The sequence below is a fragment of the Lacticaseibacillus huelsenbergensis genome, from assembly GCF_029726355.1.
GTDB lineage: Bacteria > Bacillota > Bacilli > Lactobacillales > Lactobacillaceae > Lacticaseibacillus > Lacticaseibacillus casei.
In genome coordinates this window covers 1550521-1570459 of record NZ_CP120687.1, presented here as the reverse complement: position 1 = coordinate 1570459, position 19939 = coordinate 1550521, and the positions used below count along the sequence as shown (strand labels likewise).

The 19939-nt window shown below is 50.0% G+C and carries 18 protein-coding genes and 1 riboswitch; of the genes, 4 read left to right on the top strand and 14 right to left on the bottom strand.

What is annotated here, in order from left to right; translation table 11 throughout:
- The first annotated feature begins 184 nt into the window (after positions 1-184).
- Positions 185-2173, top strand: coding sequence for a penicillin-binding protein PBP4(5) (pbp4, locus tag LHUE1_RS07070; protein WP_049170557.1), 1989 nt, complete (start codon positions 185-187; stop codon positions 2171-2173).
- A 97-nt stretch (positions 2174-2270) separates the two neighbouring features.
- Here the strand turns inward: pbp4 and rbsK are convergent, their stop codons facing one another.
- The 13 genes from rbsK to LHUE1_RS07010 form a co-directional block, all read right to left on the bottom strand.
- Positions 2271-3200 carry a ribokinase gene (gene rbsK / locus LHUE1_RS07065; protein ID WP_049170555.1) on the bottom strand — a complete coding sequence of 310 codons (930 nt, stop codon included), beginning with the start codon at positions 3198-3200 and terminating at the stop codon, positions 2271-2273.
- Positions 3201-3224: 24 nt separating this feature from the next.
- On the bottom strand, positions 3225-4238 hold the full coding sequence (rbsR, locus tag LHUE1_RS07060; RefSeq protein WP_049170782.1) for a ribose utilization transcriptional repressor RbsR: 1014 nt from the start codon (positions 4236-4238) through the stop codon (positions 3225-3227).
- Between the two features lie 407 nt (positions 4239-4645).
- Positions 4646-5482 carry a bifunctional hydroxymethylpyrimidine kinase/phosphomethylpyrimidine kinase gene (gene thiD / locus LHUE1_RS07055; protein WP_049170553.1) on the bottom strand — a complete coding sequence of 279 codons (837 nt, stop codon included), beginning with the start codon at positions 5480-5482 and terminating at the stop codon, positions 4646-4648.
- Position 5483: 1 nt separating this feature from the next.
- Positions 5484-6113, bottom strand: a complete 630-nt coding sequence (gene thiE, locus LHUE1_RS07050) for a thiamine phosphate synthase (protein ID WP_277848198.1) — start codon at positions 6111-6113, stop codon at positions 5484-5486.
- Positions 6110-6952 carry a hydroxyethylthiazole kinase gene (locus LHUE1_RS07045; protein ID WP_049170548.1) on the bottom strand — a complete coding sequence of 281 codons (843 nt, stop codon included), beginning with the start codon at positions 6950-6952 and terminating at the stop codon, positions 6110-6112. Before LHUE1_RS07045 ends, thiE begins: the two co-directional genes overlap by 4 nt.
- A gap of 58 nt (positions 6953-7010) precedes the next feature.
- Positions 7011-7511: an energy coupling factor transporter S component ThiW gene (thiW, locus tag LHUE1_RS07040; protein ID WP_049170546.1), complete on the bottom strand. Its 501-nt coding sequence runs from the start codon at positions 7509-7511 to the stop codon at positions 7011-7013.
- Entirely contained in the window at positions 7492-8184 is a 693-nt protein-coding gene (gene tenA, locus LHUE1_RS07035; protein WP_049170544.1) for a thiaminase II, read from the bottom strand. Before tenA ends, thiW begins: the two co-directional genes overlap by 20 nt.
- Positions 8185-8254: 70 nt before the next feature.
- Positions 8255-8902 (bottom strand): energy-coupling factor transporter transmembrane component T, encoded by a 648-nt coding sequence (locus LHUE1_RS07030; RefSeq protein ID WP_049170542.1) that lies wholly within the window; start codon positions 8900-8902, stop codon positions 8255-8257.
- 4 nt (positions 8903-8906) lie between these two features.
- The gene (locus LHUE1_RS07025) at positions 8907-10250 is read right to left on the bottom strand and encodes an ABC transporter ATP-binding protein (RefSeq protein ID WP_049170781.1); all 1344 of its coding nucleotides are present in this window, start codon (positions 10248-10250) and stop codon (positions 8907-8909) included.
- Positions 10251-10253: 3 nt separating this feature from the next.
- On the bottom strand, positions 10254-10823 hold the full coding sequence (locus LHUE1_RS07020) for an ECF transporter S component (RefSeq protein WP_049170539.1): 570 nt from the start codon (positions 10821-10823) through the stop codon (positions 10254-10256).
- Between the two features lie 535 nt (positions 10824-11358).
- Positions 11359-11449, bottom strand: a riboswitch (TPP riboswitch).
- A 303-nt stretch (positions 11450-11752) separates the two neighbouring features.
- Positions 11753-11857 carry a putative holin-like toxin gene (locus tag LHUE1_RS14360; protein ID WP_049170536.1) on the bottom strand — a complete coding sequence of 35 codons (105 nt, stop codon included), beginning with the start codon at positions 11855-11857 and terminating at the stop codon, positions 11753-11755.
- A gap of 349 nt (positions 11858-12206) precedes the next feature.
- Positions 12207-12311: a putative holin-like toxin gene (locus LHUE1_RS07015; protein ID WP_049170534.1), complete on the bottom strand. Its 105-nt coding sequence runs from the start codon at positions 12309-12311 to the stop codon at positions 12207-12209.
- 606 nt (positions 12312-12917) lie between these two features.
- Positions 12918-14558, bottom strand: coding sequence for a peptide ABC transporter substrate-binding protein (locus LHUE1_RS07010; RefSeq protein ID WP_277848197.1), 1641 nt, complete (start codon positions 14556-14558; stop codon positions 12918-12920).
- A gap of 113 nt (positions 14559-14671) precedes the next feature.
- Between LHUE1_RS07010 and pepT the strand changes: the two genes are divergently transcribed.
- Positions 14672-15919, top strand: coding sequence for a peptidase T (pepT, locus tag LHUE1_RS07005; RefSeq protein WP_049170529.1), 1248 nt, complete (start codon positions 14672-14674; stop codon positions 15917-15919).
- A gap of 302 nt (positions 15920-16221) precedes the next feature.
- Here pepT and LHUE1_RS07000 read toward each other — a convergent pair whose 3' ends face one another.
- Positions 16222-16818 (bottom strand): type IV toxin-antitoxin system AbiEi family antitoxin domain-containing protein, encoded by a 597-nt coding sequence (locus LHUE1_RS07000; RefSeq protein WP_049170525.1) that lies wholly within the window; start codon positions 16816-16818, stop codon positions 16222-16224.
- Positions 16819-17058: 240 nt separating this feature from the next.
- On the opposite strand from LHUE1_RS07000, the gene LHUE1_RS06995 reads away from it, so the two are divergent.
- Together LHUE1_RS06995 and LHUE1_RS06990 are read left to right on the top strand one after the other, a co-directional pair.
- Positions 17059-18852, top strand: a complete 1794-nt coding sequence (locus LHUE1_RS06995) for a BglG family transcription antiterminator (RefSeq protein WP_049170523.1) — start codon at positions 17059-17061, stop codon at positions 18850-18852.
- Positions 18837-19877 carry a M20/M25/M40 family metallo-hydrolase gene (locus tag LHUE1_RS06990; RefSeq protein ID WP_277848196.1) on the top strand — a complete coding sequence of 347 codons (1041 nt, stop codon included), beginning with the start codon at positions 18837-18839 and terminating at the stop codon, positions 19875-19877. Before LHUE1_RS06995 ends, LHUE1_RS06990 begins: the two co-directional genes overlap by 16 nt.
- Positions 19878-19939 lie beyond the last annotated feature (62 nt).

Sequence of the window (19939 nt, the reverse complement as noted above, 5' to 3'; positions counted from 1 at the left end):
CCGTCAATGCCCGTCAATAGACAAGTCTTAGAGATAACATTCGTTTTTTCTAAGGCATTTTTTAGTTTCCCCAAGTTTCCTCCGCACAGTTCGAAGCGTAGAATGACCTTGTTGGGATTTTAGGACATGTGCAACGCGTTCGCCGGCGCAAGAGTCGGCGAACTCTCAGAATGGAGAATTAAAAATGAAAAAAACGACCCTCACCGTGATTGGCGGTGTCATTGCCGCCGTGGTCATTATCGGCGGCGGCTTTGGCTTTTATCACTGGTATCAAGCCAAGTCCGAAGCTGATGCGGTTCAGGCCACGGCCCAAGCGTATACGCAAGCATTTGCCAAGCGCCAATATACCAAGGCCGTCAAGCAAGTGGATACCAAGCACCTTTCCGGACCGGGCTGGGATTATACGCCGAAAACATTGGTTGCCCGCAATCAGGCCGTTTTCGATCGGGTTGGTGCCAGCAACATTAAAATCAGTAAAGTGACCACCAAGAAGCAGGATGCCAAGAGTTACAAAATGACGTTTGATGCCACCATGAATACCAAAGTTGGCAAACTGAACACCCAGCATTATGATGCGTCTATTGTCAAATCCGGCAACAAGTGGCTGATACGCTGGGATCCGAGTCTGCTTTTCCCTTCTATGTATGGCAAGGACACGGTGCAACTTGATGTCACTGCCGCCACGCGCGGTCAGATTCTCGATCGCAACGACCAACCGCTCGCTAAGAACGGGGATGTGACGCAGGCTGGACTTGTTCCGGGTAAGCTAGGCAGCGGCGACGAGCGCACAGCCAACCTCGAGAAAATTGCCGCAGCGTGGAACGTGAAGGTGACCAGCCTCGAAACGTTACTCAAGCAATCCTGGGTCACCGATGACACGTTTGTCCCGGTCAAAGTCGTCACCGACTCACCGACATTAACCGGTGCTGCCTATCAGACAATCGGCTCCCGCACTTATCCATTGGGCGAAGCCGCTGCACAGCTGATCGGCTATGTCGGCACGGCAACCGCAGAGGATATCCGCAAAGATCCGACCCTGACTGCCAACAGCAAAATCGGCAAAACCGGTTTGGAACAACTTTATGATAAGCAACTGCGCGGAACCGATGGCGGCACCATTTCGATTCAAAACGGCAGCAACGTTCACCCACTTTTAAGCAAAAAAGCCGTGAACGGTAAGAATCTGAAGCTGACCATTGATGCCGACCAGCAGAAAACGGCTTATGCCCAACTTGCTGGCAAATCCGGCAGCGTGGTGACCATGAACCCGAAAAATGGCGAATTGCTGACGCTGGCCAGTGCGCCTAGCTATGACCCGAACGCGTTCGTCAACGGGATCAGCCAGACCGATTACGATAAGTACGCCAACAATCAATCCTTGCCATTCCTCAGTCGCTTCGCCCAGCGTTACGCTCCCGGCTCAACATTCAAGATGTTGACAGCGGCCATCGCCTTGCAAAACAAGACGATTACGCCAGACACAACCAAGTCAATTTCCGGCCTCAAATGGCAGAAGGACGCCTCTTGGGGTGACTACAAGGTGACCCGGACCGTCAATGCTTCGCCGGAGAATATGACCCAAGCCTTGGTCAACTCCGACAACATCTGGTTCGCCCAAGTCGCTTTGAAAATGGGCGCTTCGGCTTATCTCAAAGGCCTCGCACCACTTTTCAAAACTCAAGCCGACTTACCGCTGACGATGAAAAAAGCCCAGATCTCTAACTCCGGCAAGCTCGCTTCCGAAACGCTTTTAGCTGATACGGCTTACGGCCAAGGACAATTGCTCCTATCGCCGATCGAGCAGGCGGCCATGTACAGTGCAATCGCGAACGGCGGCACCATGCAGCAACCGACCCTCATCCAAGACACCAAAGGTAAACGTACCAGCGTCTTGCAGGCCAACGCGGCTAATACCGTCAAAACAGCGTTAACCCATGTCGTTTCCGACCCAACCGGCACGGCGCATGATCTTGCCATCGACGGCCACACCATCGCCGCCAAAACCGGCACCGCCGAACTCAAGCAAAAGCAAGACACTGATGGCAAAGAAAATGGCTTCCTAGTTGCTATGGATGCCGACAAGAACAGCTATCTGACCGTTGCACTAATCGAAGGCACTGGCAGCGGCGAAGTTGTGACTGTCATGAAACCATATGTTGCCAGTCTGTATTAATTGAATGTCTGTTTCACCCACTTAAAAATCGCGCCGATTTCTCCACTATTGAGAGATCGGCGCGATTTTTCTCGTTCCATGATTTGCCCTTAATAAATTATTTATGCTCGTTCAATGCCGCCTTAACATCATCCCCCAGCGGAATCGATGGGAACGCCCCCAACTTCTGAACCGTAAAGGAACTGGCCATACTGGCATAGGTGGCGGCTTCGACAATATTTTTGAGATCGATCTGCAGGACGCTGGCCAAAGCGCCGATAAACGTGTCACCTGCCGCCGTGGTATCAACTGCCTTCACCTTAAAGGCTGGCACAATGGTTGCTTGACCATCAAGCGAAATGAACGACCCTTTCGAGCCCAACGTGATGATCACGCCGCGAATGCCCAATTCGTGATAATACGTCGCCGAGGCTCGCATGCTGGTTTCGTCTGTCACCGGGATGCCCGTGATCAATTCACTTTCGGTTTCATTCGGTGTGATGAGATCCACATTTTTCAGCAGTGTTAGCGGTAAGTCTTTTTGCGCCGGCGCTGGATTTAAAATGGTCACCTTCCCGGCTGCTTTAGCGATCTTAAAGGCTTCCGTCGTTGCGTCTACCGGGGTCTCCAACTCGGCCACCACAAAATCGGCGGTTTGAATAAAGGTTGCCGCTTTTTGCACATCGTTTGGCGTCAGATCAAAATTAGCCCCATGCTGAATGATAATGGAATTTTGTCCGGACGCTTGCAGCAAAATATAAGCTTGTCCGGTTTGCTCGCCGCTCGTTGTACTCACGTATTGCGTGTCGATTTTATTTTTAACCAATTCACCACGCATAAAGGCCGCATTGGCATCATCGCCGACCCGACCGATGAAGCTGGTTTTGGCGCCAGATCGCGCCGCCGCAACGGCCTGATTAGCTCCTTTCCCCCCGGCCGCCTGCGAAAAGGCGTCCATTTCCATAGTTTCGCCAGGCTTTGGCAGCCGCTGAATGTGCAAAATAGCATCGACATTGATACTGCCGATAACAACAACATGATTAGGCATCGTTTTTCTTCCTCCAAAATTTCTCTAAAGTGTAACATAGCGCGTCGATCCGCGCTTTACCAGCTTCACCGGCAGTTCAACGGCATTGCGCGTATTATGTTCGCCACTCATCTGCGCCACCAGCAGCTCAACTGCTTGCTGGCCAAGTTGGTCAACCGGTTGCGCCAGGGTGGTTAAGCCTGGGGTCATGAACCGAGCTTGCGTGACATCATCGAATCCGACAACCGCGTAATCTTCCGGAATCCGTTTGTGCTGCTCGTACAAACCGCGGTAAACACCACTGGCAACATCATCATTAATCGCAATAATTGCCGTGGCGTCGGATTTGACAATTTGCGCGACTGCCTGCCGTCCGCCTTCTGGATCGAAGCTGCTACGGAAAACCAGCGCTTGATCAAAAGTAACGCCATGGGTCGCAAAGGCTTGCTGGTATCCGGCGAGGCGATCCTGCAAGTTGATGGTCAGCAGTTCTGGCAACACCAGTGCAATCCGCCGATGCCCCAGCTGCAGCAAATGATCCGCAACCAAAAAACCTGCATGGCGCTCGTCAATTCGAATGCTATCGCCGGTCATCAACGTGGTCGCCTGATCCGTAAACACCATCGGCAGGCTGAGTTGATGGCCCACTTTTTGAACAATTTCCTGCGAAGCCTCTGGTGCGGCCAAAATCAATCCCCGCTGCGTCCCGCCAAGAAACTGACGAATAAAATAGTCAACATTTTCATGAAACCCGTTGATGGAAAAGATCTGTGGGAACAAGCCACGTGGGATTGCCGCCTTTTCAACACTGACCACAAAGCTGGCGAAGAAGGGGTTCATCATGTCCGGGATTACCACGCCAATTGAGTTGCCGCGCTTGCCGACCAAACCACGAGCAAATAAATCCGGTTCATAGCCCAGTGCCTCCTTAGCTGCCAGTACCCGTTTTCGTGACGCTTCGCTGAACCGCGCACCTTTGCCATTCAAAATTTGCGAAACAGTTGTCACCGAAAGCCCGGTTTCTTTGGCGACATCAGTAATTGAGACTTTTTTCTTCATAACATCCACGACCCTGCCTGCATCTTTGGGTAAAACGTTTTACTTAACTTTGCGAATCAAGCTTAACGCGATTATGGAAGCGCTGTCAATTAAAAGAATTCGATTTTTATGAAACAAAATAGGAGAATGTGATCATGGTTAACTTTATTGACGTGTTCTTCTGCTACACCTGAAAGTTAAAAGTGTATCCATGTCGTTAGCGGTGCAAAATAGCCAGTTTAATCATCTTAATTAACCCAGTGTCTCGTTAGTAAGCACAAACTGTTACATAACAGCCAACGTCCAAAGTTCGTGATTTTTAAGTCATGTGTGTGAAACTTTTTCCCTATACCAAAAATTTTGACGACATAAAAAATGAACCATCACCCTTATCTTCCTGGATGATGGTTCATCGTTGATACTAAAAATTACCTAGTCTCACTCATGCGCACTTTATCGCTTAACTTCGCCCAGTGATTGGTCGGTCCGTGGCCATGGCCGACGAAAATGCCTTGGCTGATGGCGCCTTGAAGGAAGGCTTTAGCCGTTACGATAGCACTTTTTAATGGCTGACCCTTGGCTAATTCCGCGGCAATGCATGCCGAGAATGTATCGCCGGTGCCGTGGGTATTGGCTGTGGCGATTCGTGGCGCGCTCAGCCAAAAACTGCTGCCATCCTCAAGCAAAATATAGTCGGCCGCCTGCTCATCTTCGCTGCGATGGCCACCTTTGATGATGACATTTTTGACGCCGAGCTGCTGAATGGTCTGCGCCGCTGCGACCGTGTCGGCATTCGTTTTAATCGGTTTCCCCACGATGATCTCAGCTTCCGGCAAATTAGGCGTCACCACATCGGCTAGTGGTAGTAGCTTACTTTTGATCGTTGCAACGGCCTCCGGTTCAAGCAGCGTCGCCCCACCCTTGGCAACCATGACGGGATCGACGATTAGCGGTCCGAAGTCGACTTGCTGCAGATTGCGAACGACCGCCTCCACGTGTTCACTATCAGCCAACATCCCCGTTTTGGCGGCCTTGATGGCAAAATCAGCAGCTAATGACTGAAACTGCGCATCAATAAAGTAAGTAGGAATCGGCAAGCTAGCCTGAACGCCGTACGTATTTTGCGCCGTGAGTGCCACCACAATGTTCATCCCAAAGACATGGCGGGCCTGAAACGTCTTCAGATCGGCCTGCATGCCGGCACCGCCGCCGGAGTCCGACCCGGCAATGGTCACGACTTGAGGGGTGCGATTGACGCTACCCATGTCACAACACCTCTTTCAATTTCTGGTTGATTGCGCGAACTTTCTGGGCCGTGTCCGATGCCTGCATAATTTCACTGACAATCGCCACGCCGGCAATGCCTGTGTTTTTGAAAGTGTCGAGGTTACTTTCTTTAATGCCGCCAATCGCTACTACCGGAATCGGCACGGATGCCGTGATGGTCTTGAGCGTCTCGATGCTAAGTACCGGCGAGTCCGGCTTGGTTGGCGTTGGGAAAATCGCCCCGACACCGAGATAATCCGCGCCTGCCGCCGCAGCAGCCGTGGCCGTGGCCAGCGTCTTGGTCGAAACTCCCAGAATTTTATCCGGTCCGATCAGCTTGCGGGTCACTGCCACCGGCAATTCGTCATCGCCAATGTGTACCCCTGCTGCATCAACCGCCAAGGCAATGTCCACGCGATCATCAATCATCAGCGGAATGTGGTAGTGGTCAGTGATCGTCTTAACTTTCTCGGCCAACGCGTAATAATCACGGGTTTTCAACTGCTTCTCCCGCAGCTGAACCATGGTGACGCCATTTTCACACGCCGCGGTAATCTTGGCTAAAAACGCTGCCTGCGACTCGTCATAGCGGTGTGTCACTAAATAAAGCTTCAGGTCTTCTGGTTTCATAAAGCTTCTCCTTTCACCATTTGCACCCAATCTGCTTGATCAGCCAACAACGACAATTGATCCAACGTCTTCTCCCGGAATGAAGCGATGCCGCCTGCCGTATTTTGGGCCGCGGCCACCTCAGCGCAGCAGTTGAAATAGCTCACAGTTAAAACAACCGCCTCATCGTTCGACAGGCCGATGCTCAGCAAGGCTGCAGTCAAGGCGCCAACAATATCGCCGGTACCGGTAAACCGATCGAGTTGTGGCACCCCATTTTCCAAGCGCCATTGACCTTTTGCACTGACAACTAAATCCGTCTCCCCCGTTGCCAAAAATGTCGTGTTCGGGAATCGCTCGGTCAGTTCCTGCAAGGCCTTCGTTAATTCGGCAAGCGCCGTCGCACTTTGATCCAGCTGACTGCCATCAACGCCGCGGCCGGTACTTTTCAACCCGGCAAAACGGCGCATCTCGGAAATGTTGCCTTTGACCACGTTCGGGTGATTTTGCAATAGCTGCTGGCCGATGTCGTAGCGCAATTGCGTTGCTGCCACCCCGACAAGATCCACCACAGCCGGCTTATGCGTTTCTGCAGCATAACGTCCCGCCGCCAACAGACTATCTTTACGTTCAGGCGAAATGTGGCCTAAATTCAGCAATAGTGCGTCAATTTGGGTGAAAAGTTTCGGGAACTCTTCCGGGAGATCAGCCATCACCGGCTTGGCATCGATATATAAAAGCGCATTGGCCATCGATTCGATCGTCACGGGATTGGTGATGCAGTCTACCAGCGGCGACGACTTCAAGGGAAAAGTGGTTTTAAATGCATCTGCGAATACTTCGGTAATTGATTGTGTCATGGGTTTTGCTCCTCCTATTTTGGTTGACGATAATGCGCTCACTCGCGCCGGCTCACACTCAAAAAATTTTTTGCAATCGGCGCGTGATGCCGTTGTGATCTAACTCATATAAAACAAATAGTGCGATGAGCGAGCCGGAAATGGATCCGCCGAAGAACCGTGGCGTGTATACAAACCAGTAAAGGGACTGACTGCTGCCGGTGAACCAAACCATCACCGGATACGACAGCAGCGAACCGATCAAACCGGTGCCCAGAATCTCGCCAGCAGCGGCCCACCAATTTTTCCGGCCCAAGCGATAACCGATGCCGGCTAAAAATGCTCCGAAAACCGCACCGGTTAAGGCGAGTGGCGGAATGCCCAGTAGCGTCATCCGTAAAATGGCGCAGGCAAAGGCCATCACCGTGGCGTATAGCGGTCCCATCACAACGGCAGCGACCACGTTGACCACGCTTGACATCGGCGCCATCCCTTCAATCCGAAACAACGGCGACAACACAACATCCAATGCAATCATCATGGCTAACATGGCCAGCCGTTTAACGCGGTTTTGCCCCATCGGCGATCCTCCCTTTTGGCCATGCTTCCAAGCGATAGGCCATCTCCCAAAAACTGTATTCCATCTGTGAACTGATCTTAAAAGCGGCAATCATCTGTTGTTGTTCGGCTGGTGTGCTGTGCTCGTAAAGCCGATCAACCAGTGCGACTGCTGCCTGCTGGTCATCAGCATTTTCATCGCTGCTATAGGTTTCGATCCAGCGCTGGTAAATCGGCACTGGTGACTGGCGCTGCGCCAAATATTGCCCGACTTCCTGATAAAGCCATGGACACGGCAGCATCCCCGCAATCGCAACATGCGGCGTGCCTTCGACTAACTGGCGGTACATGTGCGAAACGTAATGGTACGCTGTCGGGGCAATCGCCGTCGCCGCTACTTCGTCATCAGTAATCGCCAAGGTTTCAAAAAAATCCTGCCGTACAGCCAACTCGCCTGCCGCCAAGCCAGCCGCAGACTGTTCCGCGTAAGTTTTCAATTCAGGCTCTTGCGCCTGCTTGGCAATCAATGCGTACAGATGGCTAAAGTGTTTCAAATAATACGCATCCTGAATCAGGTAAAACCGGAAAATCGTCGAATCAAGCGTTCCATCCTGTAACTCAGTCAGAAACGGATGCGACAGACTCCCTTCCCAATAAGGCACGACCTGTTGCCGTGCAAGTTCTGAAAATTTCATTTTTCATCCTCTCGTTAATCAATGTTCTCGTCCGTATCACAGGTTTTTCGCCTCATGGCCATGACAACAGCTATCGAACCAACACATTCAAAAGCAGAAATAGTGCCGCTGCCGCAACCAAGCCGCGGCGTGAGCTAATGATCGCGCGGCGCACGTTTCGTTTGGCGCCTTCTGTATAACCATGGGCGTACATGGCTTTGACGTACTCGTCTTGCCACGACATGGCGACAAAAATCACTTTGACGTAAATCATGGGTGACCACGGATGCAGCTTTTGCCCGCGCAATAGACTGGCTTCGCGAATCGCTGCAACCTCATGCATGATTTGCGGCAAGGCATGAATGACAACCAGCAAGCCGTAGACAAAATTAGGCGACAGCTTATGTTGTTCCAGCCACAGCAGCAACGCCTCTAGATCGACACCGATCAGAAACACCAAGCCCAGCGCGGCGAAGGCATAAGTCCGCACAAACAGTAACAACGCGTAGGACGTATCCGTACCGTGTAAGGTGATCGCCCAGTATGTGCTCGCCGCCGGTATCATTGGGAGCAACGCTAAAACAACTAGACTTTTAAATGCACGCCGCCACAGCAGAAAACCAGTAGCTAAACCAATCAACGCCAAGTCAAGTTTCACCGAATGACTGAACGATATTTCAAGCGTCAAAAGCAGTATCAGCAAACTCAGATTCAGCGCATTGGTCTTTTTTGGCAACATCTTCTCACTCCCCAAGCACCGCCAAGTGTTGATCAGCCAACCGAACATGCTGTTGACTCACACCGGCCAACGGAGCAAGCCGATGGGTCACAATCAAGAAGGCTTCCTCAGCTGCTTTTTCCTTAATCCATGCGGTGAAAAATGCACACGCACGCTCATCCAGCCCGCTAAACGGCTCGTCTAGCAGTAAAAAGGACCGGTCCAGGCTCAACATGGCAATTAGTTGAATCATTTTCTTTTGCCCGTCGCTCAAGTGATACAAGCTGCCGGTTTGCTTCTCCGTCAATCCCAGATAGTCGAGGGCCGCTTGTTGGCGTTCGCGAACTTCCGCCGTGAGCGGGGCACCGAACTTTAATTCATCCGCAGGCGTCAGCGTCACAAACTGCTTGGTGGCATCTTGCACCGCCAGCGTCATCGTCTGGAACAATCGCTGTCTGCGCCACAAGCGCCGTTCACCGAGAAACATGCGACCTTGATAAGGATGCAGTTGCACCATGGCCCGCAACAACGTCGACTTACCGCTGCCATTAGCGCCAGTCAGGGTCGTGATGCCGGTATTAAAATGCCAGTCAGCCGCGCGAATCAACACCCGGCGATTCTGGGCACAAACCACCTGATCAAGATGAAACAAGGGCGTCGTGGCCGCATCGGTTTGCGTTAAATGAAAATGGGTCGGAATTGTGGTGAGTGTTGCTAATGGCAAGCGGATCAGCTGTCCCTTTTTCAAGGACACAAGTTCATCGGCAACGCCGGCATAATCGCTTAAGTCATGGTCGGCAATGACAATGGTTTTCCCCGCATCGCGTAATTTACCCAACTTGGTAATGAGTTGCTGCCGACTAGCCGGATCAATGCTGGCAAACGGCTCATCTAGCAACAAAACCGGTGCATCCATCGCCAGCAAAACCGTTAACGCCGCGCGCTGCTTTTCACCACCGGAAAGTGTCTGTAAGTCCCGATCCAAAAAGTCATCGGTTTCACCTAGCGCCACCGCCTGCCGGATTTGTTTCGCCATCACATCAGCCGGCAAGTCGAGATTTTCCAGAGCAAAGTTGAGTTCACCGCGTAAGGTTCGCATGGTAAATTGCTGATCAGGATTCTGAAACAGCATTCCCACTCGGCTTGCTTTCGTTTGCATAGACGCGTTGCGATTATCCTGTCCATCCACCAAAATCGTGCCTTCATAAGTCAGTGGCGCAAATCCGGCAATCAAGTTGAGCAAGGTCGACTTACCACTGCCACTGTCGCCGGTCAGAACGGTCATTGCGCCCGTCGTAAATTCGAAATCGAGACCGTCAAACAATGGGCCATCCCGCTGAAATCGCAATTTTCGTAGTTCAATTCCCATCATTTACGACCTGCCAGCCAGTCGCTTGACACCAGCGGCTTGTTCATAAAGTTTCATTACGAGTTGAACCAAAACAACGCCGAAGAAAATAACCGACAGCAAGCGAACTGTCACCAGCGCCAGAATCATACCCAGACTGTATGCGCCGTACCCCAATTTGAAGTACTCATAGGTAAAACTGAAAACCGTCGTCCCAACTGCGGCCAAAAGTAGACTCACTGTGTCATAGCGCCGATAACGGGTCACGATGAATCCCGCTTCACTACCCAAGCCTTGAACAAAACCGGACAGCAACACAGCCGGGCCAAAGTAGGATCCATAGAGCATCTCCGACAGCGCCGCCAAACATTCACCTAAAATCGAACTGCCTTTCTTTTTCAGCAACATGGCGGTCATCGGTGCTGCCATTACCCACATACCAAACAGAATTTCGTTGGCAAACGGCGCATAACCGATTGGCGTCAATGCCGCTGCCAACAACGCGTAAATCGCATCGGCACCCATAAAGACACCACCAAACAGAAAGGCCAGAAATGCCAGCAACACAACATCGCGCAACGACCATTTATCCATAAAAATAACCCCCATTTCTTCAAATAAAGACAAACGGGGGCCAAGCACGATCAATTCATCATTTTGAAGCTTACCTGTGTCTCATGTTGGCTCACCCGCCAAATCAAAAAGCGCGGTGGCTCACCATAACGCGATCGCCAGTGTAGAAGTCTGCGTGTAAGGACTTCAGACCGCAATTGGGTAAAGACCGGCGTCCGCGCTCTATAACGCGTTCGCAGTCGCAGAAATCTGCGTGTAAGGACCTCAAGCCTAAATGGCCAAAGCCCAGACGTAATGGTGCGATTTTTACGCGGGGAATTTGTTATATTTTGGGCACATGCGGAGTCTAACTGCCGCGTTCTATAACGCGCTCACAGTCGCAGAAATCTACGTGTAAGGACCTTGAAGTCCAAATGGCCAAAGCCCAGCCATTTGGACTTCAAGGCCACTTACACTCCGATTTCTAAGCGCTCCTGTTCGCGCTCAACAAAAAAGGACCCGTCACCAAATCATCGGCGGGGTCCATGAAATCACAAATAAGCATCATTAAAAACGATTGATCTTAACGACATTTCCCTGCGACAGTACTAACTGCATCAGGTTCCATGGGTATCATCTCAGCTTTTACAGCACCCCAAATGTTTCTATTCGATTGTAACGGCAGTATATCACTTTTTATTTGGAAGCGCTACAGGAAAGTCGTGCGTGCGTGGATGTGTCTTAGCATCGAAGAACCTGAGCAGGTCGAGTTAGTCATGAATCCTTACACGCAAGCTTTAAGCTCGTGAGTATGTTTTTGATACGTTACCGTAGCAGATTCGAAATCTGCATGATATAATAAAACGTACAAAGAGCTTGGTGCGGGAACACCAAGTTCTCTGGAATGATATTTAACAGCAGCTCGTTTAAAGCTACAAAATAGCCGTCAACTCGCTAGCTGTGCGGGACGGCTATTTTGTGTTATTCCTGTCAATTAGCACAATGACTAACGCCAGTAGGGCAAGAATGAAACTGCCGAACTGAAGCATCAAGTCAAGTGCGTCTTTGACTGGCACAATACTGCTCCTTTCCAAAGATTTGCGATGCACTACAGTACTAAAACCATAGCTATCACCTTCTTTCGAAGTTCGTAGCTGCCGTCGCGTAGCATCCTGAATTTATTGTAACATGTGCTTAGTTGACGTTGTTAATGCCTTTTAAAATACTAATTGTTATTATTTGATTCTTGTCGAATATTTATAAAAGTTTAAAGCACTGCTGTAGCGCATTTGGAATCTGCATGATATAATAAAAACGTACAAAGGGCTCGGTGCGTAAACACCAAGCCCCTTGGAATGCCATTTAACGGCAGCTCATATTAGACTAGCAAAAAATAGTCGTCAATTCGCTTGCCAGGCGTGACGGCTATTTTTTGCGGTCCCGTTCGGTTAGCACGATGACTAATGCCAGTAAGGCAAGAATGAAACTGCCAAACTGGAGCATCAGCTCAAGTGCATCCTTTACGGACAAAAATGCTACTCCTTTCTACAGATTTGCGATGCACTACAGTCCTAAAACCATAGCTATCACCCTCTTTCGAAGTTCGTAGCTGCCGTCGCGTAGCATTCTGAATTTATTGTAACATGAGGCTGATTAGAATAGAAACCACTTTTTAGAATAGCATTCGTTATTATTAAACGTTTGTTAAGCGGCTTCAGGAACGTCATATCACTATTGATGCTTCTTTAGTTGCATGCTTTTATATCCATACAAAAGAGTTCGGTGCGTCAACACCAGCTCTTTTAAAATGATATTTAACAGCAACTCATTTAAGGCCACAAAGTAGCCGTTAATTCACTGGCTGTGCGGAACGGCTATTTTGTGTTATTTCGGTCAATCAGCACAATGACTAATGTCAGCAGGGCAAGACAAACTGAAACATTCAGTCAGGTGCATCTTTCACAAGATAAGAAACTACTCCTTTCTTTAGGATTGTGACGTACTATAGTTCTAAAACCAAAGTCATTACCTTCTTTCGAAGAATGTAGCTGCTGGTTTCATAGCATGCAAACAGCCCATCATGCTGCACCGTTTCTATGTGCATAGCATGATGGGCTGTTTATTTTCACTTAATGATCACTTCAGATAAGCCGTCTTGAAGTCATACGGTGTCCCGTTAGGATTGAATGACAATCCCTTCACGTTTGACCGTAACAACTGCAGGTTATCAGCTTGATATAGCGGCAAAGTGCCTTGATCCTTCATCAAGATCTTTTCGGCGTCTTGCAACATGGTCCAGCGCTTTTGCGGATCGTTGCCGTACTTGGTTTCGGTTTCGCTTAGCAACTGATCCAACTTGGCATCTTTGTAGCCTGATGAATTGTAACTGGAGTCGCTGATCCAGACGTCCAGGAAGTTGTAGGCGTCAGCGAAAATCGACTGCCACACCGTCACCACCATGTCATAGTTGCCGGCGTTCATGGCTTGCAGCCGTTGTGCCTTCGGAATGCTTTTGATCGTCACTTTGACATGCGGCAGGTTTTCAAACGCACCTTGTAGGTATTCGGCAACCTGCTTGGAAACATCCGTATCATCGGCTAGCAGTGTTAAGTTCAGCTGACTCTGGCCCGATTCTTTCATGCCTTCTTCAAACAACTTCTTGGCCTTGGTTTTGTCATACGCCACCGCACTTTTCACCTGCGTTGTCTTGGCAAAATCTGCGCCGGTTTTTTGATTGGTGTGCAGCCCGACTGGAATGAAGCCCAGCGCTGGCTTAGAGCCATCTTTCAAAACATTCTTGGTCAGCGCGGTGCGGTTAATCATCATGGAAAAAGCTTGGCGCACTTTGAGATTCTTGAATGCTGGAACCTGTTTTTGATTCAGATCGACCCGCGTCATATTGGAAGACAATCGCTTAACCGCATCTTTGTCATTAAGATGGGCAGCTGCTTGCTCACCAGTCAAAACGATTGAATCCAACTTCTTGGTTTGATAAAGGTTCATCCCGGTTTGGACATCCTTGATGACCGTTTCATTAACCTTAGCCAGTTTGACGTGTTTTTTATCCCAGTACTGCGGGTTTTTGGCAAGTGTCCAGCTATCACCGGTACCATTCCACTTCGTCAACTTGAACAGGCCACTGTATACCTGTGTGGTTGCGGAAGTCCCATACTTTTTACCATATTTTTCAACCACTTTTTGATTCTGCGGATAATACAGAGGGAACGCCAACAGCTTCTTGAAGTAAGCGGTCGGATTTTCCAGCGTGATGGTCAAATGATGGCTGTCAGTGGCTTTGATGCCCAGATCGGATGCTGGCTTGGTGCCTTTGGTGATGGCCGTGGCATTTTTCACGGGCGCAAAGTAGAACGCATCGGTGGCTTTGGTCTTAGGATCGACGGTGCGCTGCCAACTATACACGAAGTCCTGCGCCCTAATTGGATCGCCATTGCTCCATTTGGCATTGCGCAAGGTGACGTGGTAAGTCATGCCATCTTTACTGGTCGTCACCTTTTTAGCCAGTGCCAACTGCGGCTTTTGCCCCTTGTCGGTTAACCGGTAAATCCCTTCTTGAGTATTATTTAGGACCTGAAAAGAAACGGTATCCGTTGATTGCGAAGGATCGTTCGTCACAATTGCTGATGTTTCTGACCAATTGAGCGTTTGATTGGTACTTGATTGCCCACTTTGACCGCTACTGCTTGATGAGCAACCGGCGGCCAAAAGGACGAGTGCGGCTGATGGTAACGCCAAAAGCCATTTTTTTGACCTAAACATATGTATCCCTCCAATAATTCTCAAATTGCGCTATTGACAAAATACTAAGCCAGATTCAAACTTATTGCAATGTAATGTTAATATTTTTCTCATCGAAAAGGCAGGGATTCTCATTGACGATTGACCTTGATTTAGCGCAAATACAGGCAGACTTTATCCGTTATGCAAAAATCAACACCCGCTCTTATCCGGGACGCGACACGACCCCCTCGACGCCGGGCCAAACAGAATTGGCCAAGTTACTGGTCCAGCAGTTGCAAGACTTAGGGCTACAGGATGTCGGCTTAAATGCAAAAAACGGTTTCGTAACGGCCACATTGCCGGCTAACACCGACAAGCCGGTCAAAAGTTTTGGCATCATCGCTCATTTGGACACGGCGGATTACAATGCCGAAAACGTGCAGCCACAAGTTCATCCGCATTACGATGGCAGCCCGATTGAATTTGCTAACGGGTTGCGGTTGACCGTTGAGCAGTTTCCGGCTTTGAAGCAGTATTTTGGTCAAACACTTATTACTGGCGATGGCACCACTTTACTGGGTGTTGACGACAAAGCCGGAATCGCCGGTGCAGTGGCGACGGCGCGGTATTTGCTGGCTCATCCGGAAATTAAACATGGCCTCATCAAGTTTGGTTTTGGACCGGACGAGGAGATCGGTGTCGGCGCCGATAAATTTGACGCCAAGGGTTTTGCGACTGATTTTGCCTACACACTGGATAACGGCGATCCGGGGCAAATTGAATATGAAACCTTCAATGCTGCGCAAGCCACGGTGACAATTGAAGGCACCTCAGTTCATCCGGGGGAAGCCAAGGGACTGATGGTGAATGCCAACACGCTTGGGCGCCAGCTCGACGCTGCCTTGCCCGCTTTTGACCGTCCGGAATTCAGTGCCGGTCATGAAGGCTACTTCTTGCTCTTGAAGTTTCATGGCGAAATCAGCGAAGCCCAACTAACTTACATTATTCGCGACTTCGATCACCAACAATTCGAGGCCCGCAAAGCCTACTTTAAAAAAGTTATTGACGAACTCAATGCGCAATTTGACCACCCACGTTTGAAAGTGTCCATGTACGACCAGTACTACAACATGGCCGACATCATCAACAAGGATCCTTACCCGCTCCGCTTAGCTGAAGCTGGGATCAAGGCGGCCGGACTCACACCTAAAACCGTTCCGTTCCGCGGTGGGACAGACGGTTCAAAAATTACTTATCAAGGTATCCCGACACCTAACCTGTTCAACGGCGGCATTAATTTCCACGGTCCTTATGAGGTTGTCTCCACAGAGGCCATGGGTAAAATTGCCGAAACTTTAATTCATATGGCACAGCTGAACGCTGACGGCACGGTGGTTTAAAGAGCCATACAGTGTTGATGACTGGTTTCGCAATGATCTTACGGCTGGTGACGCTGGTTTCCGTCTTAAAATCATATGTTTTAATCGAAACGAAGACGACCAACTTTCCTCGGACTGCAAGCACATGCAGTTCTGTGAGAAGCTGGTCGTCTTTACTTTGGAAATAATGTTTTTGATTCAATCTAATCTAATTTTCAATAAAGTCCACTAATCTAGCACAGTTTCATCAGATTAAGCTTGATTTAACATGCTCACCAATGTATTGGCAATCTTCTGAGGGGACAGATTTGCGTAAGGGTCCATCAGTTAAGAACCTCCAACAACTTAAAAATATCACTCCTGGGATATAGTTGTTCCTTAAGTTCCTTGAGTTTACGATACGACTCAACACTGTTGCCATATTCATACATATAATTGTTAATGGCTTCTTTGCGCATATATGGCGCTACATCTGCGCGCTCCCAAAATTCAAGAATTGTTCTTTCTACCGAGTAAACTGGCACGATTCCCATGTTAGGAGTTTCGACAGTTGTAATCCCTGGAAAATACCGGTCAGAGACATAATAAATTGGCACAACCCCATATTCCGCTAAACGAGGATTCCGGTATCCATGCGGAAAAGCCATGATAAATCGGTCAGGGAGCTGATCCGTTAGGCCATGCAAAAATAAGGCCGTATCCAACGCGAAGATGCCTTTAGTATATCGTTGAGACAGAACCGCAAAGTCATCCCATGTATAACCATCTTCGACGTAAACGCCACGCTCTTCACGCGAGATACGGCCGATATTGACAGCACTTTTAAGCATTGATGAGGAAATACCATAACGGCGTGCCGTACCACTGACAAAGGTGTGATACTTTTTCAACAGCGCGTCAAGCCCTTTAATGTCATTCATGTTCATCCGCCTTTTTGTCCTTATATACGTCAAAATGATTATATGACGTATATAAGGACAAATCAACTAAAAAGCACTGAGCGTCTACAAGTGAGCAAAACTTTCGCTCACTTTCTAAGCGACTGCCACAACCCCGCCATTTTTGCCATGCCAAGCTGCAAAAGTGGGGCTTTTGGCAGGCGCTTATTTCCGGCATAATAACATCATCGTTGAAAGCGCTTACGGATTGGGGGAACTTACTTGCGTGAACACATGATTATTCAAGCACTACAGGCAAACGGTGCGATGTCCGCAGCGGCTTTGGCCGAGGCGATTGGGGTTTCGCGGCGAACATTGCAAAATGATTTACGGTTATTGAATCGTGATGCGACCGGTTTTCAGATTTGCTTTCAACGTGGTCGCGGTTATCAACTCCAGGTAACAGACTCGCAACTTCTGGCGGATTATTTAGCCGCCATGAAGCAGCAAGCACAACCACAGATGCCTGCTAAAAGAATCCCGGAGTTGTTACGTCTCTTGTTGACAACGACGCAATATCTCACGGTCGCCACGCTGGCGGAAACCCAGCAAATCAGTCCTAAGCAGTTGCAACGTGATTTACGGGAGCTGGATAAGTTACTTGTTGGCACGCCGCTGACCTTAGAACGCAAAGCACATTATGGGGTGCGGGTGTGCTGCCACTGGCAAAGTCGGATTCTTGCCTTGCAACAATATGGGTTGCCACCCCGCCACTCAACACTCACGCAACAAGTGCAACCACTAGGACTGGATCCGCCGGTAACGGCCCAGTTTGCCAGTGAAATTGGCTGGTCGTTGGCCGTCACCGGTCAGCAACCACAACCTGCGCCTGACGATGCACCATTTGCAGACGTGGTGACCGACATCCGTTTGGGGACGGAAGCCTGGGAATTTTTAATCGTCAGTTTTGCGGCAAAACGCAAACAACTGACGACCCGGCTGGATCATGATCGACTGAAAGCTAAACTTCAAGCTTACTTCACGGCATTAGATGAGCGCCACGAAACGAACTTCGCCACGCATCCGGAATTCCTGTCACTCATGTACTTCCACGTCTTGGCCTTGATTGGTCGGCTGCAGGAACACCAAAGTTTGGCGGGCTTGAATCTGGAACCATTGGCACGGGATTACCCGATCGCATTTAACTGGGCGGTCCAATTCGCGCAGTGGCTGAGCCAGGAATATCAAATTGATGTGCCCAAAACCGAAATCGGCTACCTCACAACCCACCTGTTGGTACCGCTAGAGCAGGCCCATGAAAAATGGAGCCGCGGCGGCTACCGAATTGCGGTCGTGTGCGGTACCGGCGGCGGGATTGCGACGCTTTTGTGCTTACGCTTACGGCGAATTTTTCCTGAAGCCATGATTCAGACATTCGGGCTTAACGAGTTAACTGCGATTCACGAGCTATCACCGGACTTGTTGTTTACGGTAACTACCTTAAACGAATCGTTTGACTGTCCGGTGATCCGGATTGACGAAGTTGCTTCGGATCTGGACTTTGCGCATTTGCGTCACGAATTATCGGTCGCCTCTCGCCACAATGCGACAGCGTCACTGGCCGATTTGTTGGTTCCATCGCTATTTTTCCAGCAATCGACGCCAACTGACTATCGCAGCCTGCTGACCACCGTCACCGCGACAATGGCCGATTACTGCGGGCAGGCGGACTATGCGGCTTCGGTGCTTCAGCGGGAAGATTTTCTGCCGACCATCTATGACAATGGCATCGCGATTCCGCATCCCTTGTCATTCAACGCCAAGAAAAATGCAGTCGCCGTCATTCTTTTGCCAAACAGCGCCACCAACACAACCCGGCCGGTGCACCTTGTCTGGCTGATCGCCTTGAAACAGGATCAGCTTCCCTTGCACCGTACGTTAACCATGCAACTGGCGGCCTTAATGCAAAAGCCGGACGCCATCAACAAACTAGTTCAGCAAACCGAATTTTCGTCATTTCACCAAATCTTGCGCACAGCGCTGGAAGGAGCGGAATCAACATGGATTTACAACTAATGGCTGCGTTAAGCAATGCCGACGCAATCGCCGCCAACGAAGGCGAAGTGCGCAACATTTTACGCCATTATTTAGCACCGTGTGGCTTTGCTACCCAGACGGATGGCCTTGGTAGTCTGATTTTTACCAAAAGAGCTGCCAAGCCGCAGTTTTCAATCATGATTTATGGCCACATGGATGAAGTCGGCTATATGGTCCGGACGATCACACCCGAAGGCCTCTTACGCTTGATGGTTGTCGGCGGGGTTAAACCTGCTGCTAGCCACTGGCAAAGCGTTCGGGTCACAACGGTTGCCGGAGAAAAGCTACCGGGAATAGTCATTCGCGATGAATCGCTGCCTGCCTTTGATCAAGTGTTGTGCGATGTCGGTGCCAATTCGGCTGATGAAGTATCCGCGTTGGGCATTAACATCGGCGACATGGTCACCTTTGCGACCGAATTCAGCGAATATGCTACGAAAGGCGTTTTTGGCGGTAAAGCATTAGATGATCGCCTCGGCTGCTATGTCGGTGCGCGGCTTTTGACAGAGCTTGCCGATAAAGAGTTGCCGTTCACGCTGCATTTTGCCGCGACTAGCAGCGAAGAAGTCGGCATTCGCGGTGCCAAAACCGCCACCCAACTAATTCAACCGGATCTGGCTTTCATTGTGGATGTCGCGACTTTTCAACATCCCCGCGAGCGCAGCGAAGTGAACCAGCGTCAGGTCGGTAAGGGGCCGATCCTTACGCACTTTGATCGCACGTTGGCGCCGAATCGTCAACTGCAGCAATTCGTCAAAGAGACCGCAGCTGCGGCTTCCCTGCCATTGCAACTGGACATGTTTAATGGCGGTGGTACCGATGGCGGTGAGGCGCATAAAGTCGGCGCTGGCATTCCGACGGTCGTGACTTTTTTGCCGTGTCGCTATGGCCACTGTGCCCAATCGCTCGCCCAAGCAGCCGATGTTGATCACATGGTCGCCTTATATGCTGCCATGTGCCGGCAAATGTCGTTGCAACTGGTCGAAGCTGCCCACACTTTTTAGCACCATTGATGGCGGCTTCCAGTCGTCCTAATCCCTGATGAAAAAATCCAGCCAGCCGCGTT

What these genes read in the sequence shown, in the direction of transcription:
- pbp4 (WP_049170557.1), top strand. Translation starts at nt 185, where the DNA reads ATGAAAAAAACGACCCTCACCGTGATTGGCGGTGTCATTGCCGCCGTG.
- LHUE1_RS07020 (WP_049170539.1), bottom strand. Translation starts at nt 10,823, where the DNA reads ATGGATAAATGGTCGTTGCGCGATGTTGTGTTGCTGGCATTTCTGGCC.
- LHUE1_RS07030 (WP_049170542.1), bottom strand. Translation starts at nt 8,902, where the DNA reads ATGTTGCCAAAAAAGACCAATGCGCTGAATCTGAGTTTGCTGATACTG.
- rbsK (WP_049170555.1), bottom strand. Translation starts at nt 3,200, where the DNA reads ATGCCTAATCATGTTGTTGTTATCGGCAGTATCAATGTCGATGCTATT.
- LHUE1_RS07025 (WP_049170781.1), bottom strand. Translation starts at nt 10,250, where the DNA reads ATGGGAATTGAACTACGAAAATTGCGATTTCAGCGGGATGGCCCATTG.
- thiW (WP_049170546.1), bottom strand. Translation starts at nt 7,511, where the DNA reads ATGGGGCAAAACCGCGTTAAACGGCTGGCCATGTTAGCCATGATGATT.
- rbsR (WP_049170782.1), bottom strand. Translation starts at nt 4,238, where the DNA reads ATGAAGAAAAAAGTCTCAATTACTGATGTCGCCAAAGAAACCGGGCTT.
- LHUE1_RS07010 (WP_277848197.1), bottom strand. Translation starts at nt 14,558, where the DNA reads ATGTTTAGGTCAAAAAAATGGCTTTTGGCGTTACCATCAGCCGCACTC.
- LHUE1_RS07000 (WP_049170525.1), bottom strand. Translation starts at nt 16,818, where the DNA reads ATGAATGACATTAAAGGGCTTGACGCGCTGTTGAAAAAGTATCACACC.
- LHUE1_RS06990 (WP_277848196.1), top strand. Translation starts at nt 18,837, where the DNA reads ATGGATTTACAACTAATGGCTGCGTTAAGCAATGCCGACGCAATCGCC.
- thiD (WP_049170553.1), bottom strand. Translation starts at nt 5,482, where the DNA reads ATGGGTAGCGTCAATCGCACCCCTCAAGTCGTGACCATTGCCGGGTCG.
- LHUE1_RS07045 (WP_049170548.1), bottom strand. Translation starts at nt 6,952, where the DNA reads ATGACACAATCAATTACCGAAGTATTCGCAGATGCATTTAAAACCACT.
- tenA (WP_049170544.1), bottom strand. Translation starts at nt 8,184, where the DNA reads ATGAAATTTTCAGAACTTGCACGGCAACAGGTCGTGCCTTATTGGGAA.
- thiE (WP_277848198.1), bottom strand. Translation starts at nt 6,113, where the DNA reads ATGAAACCAGAAGACCTGAAGCTTTATTTAGTGACACACCGCTATGAC.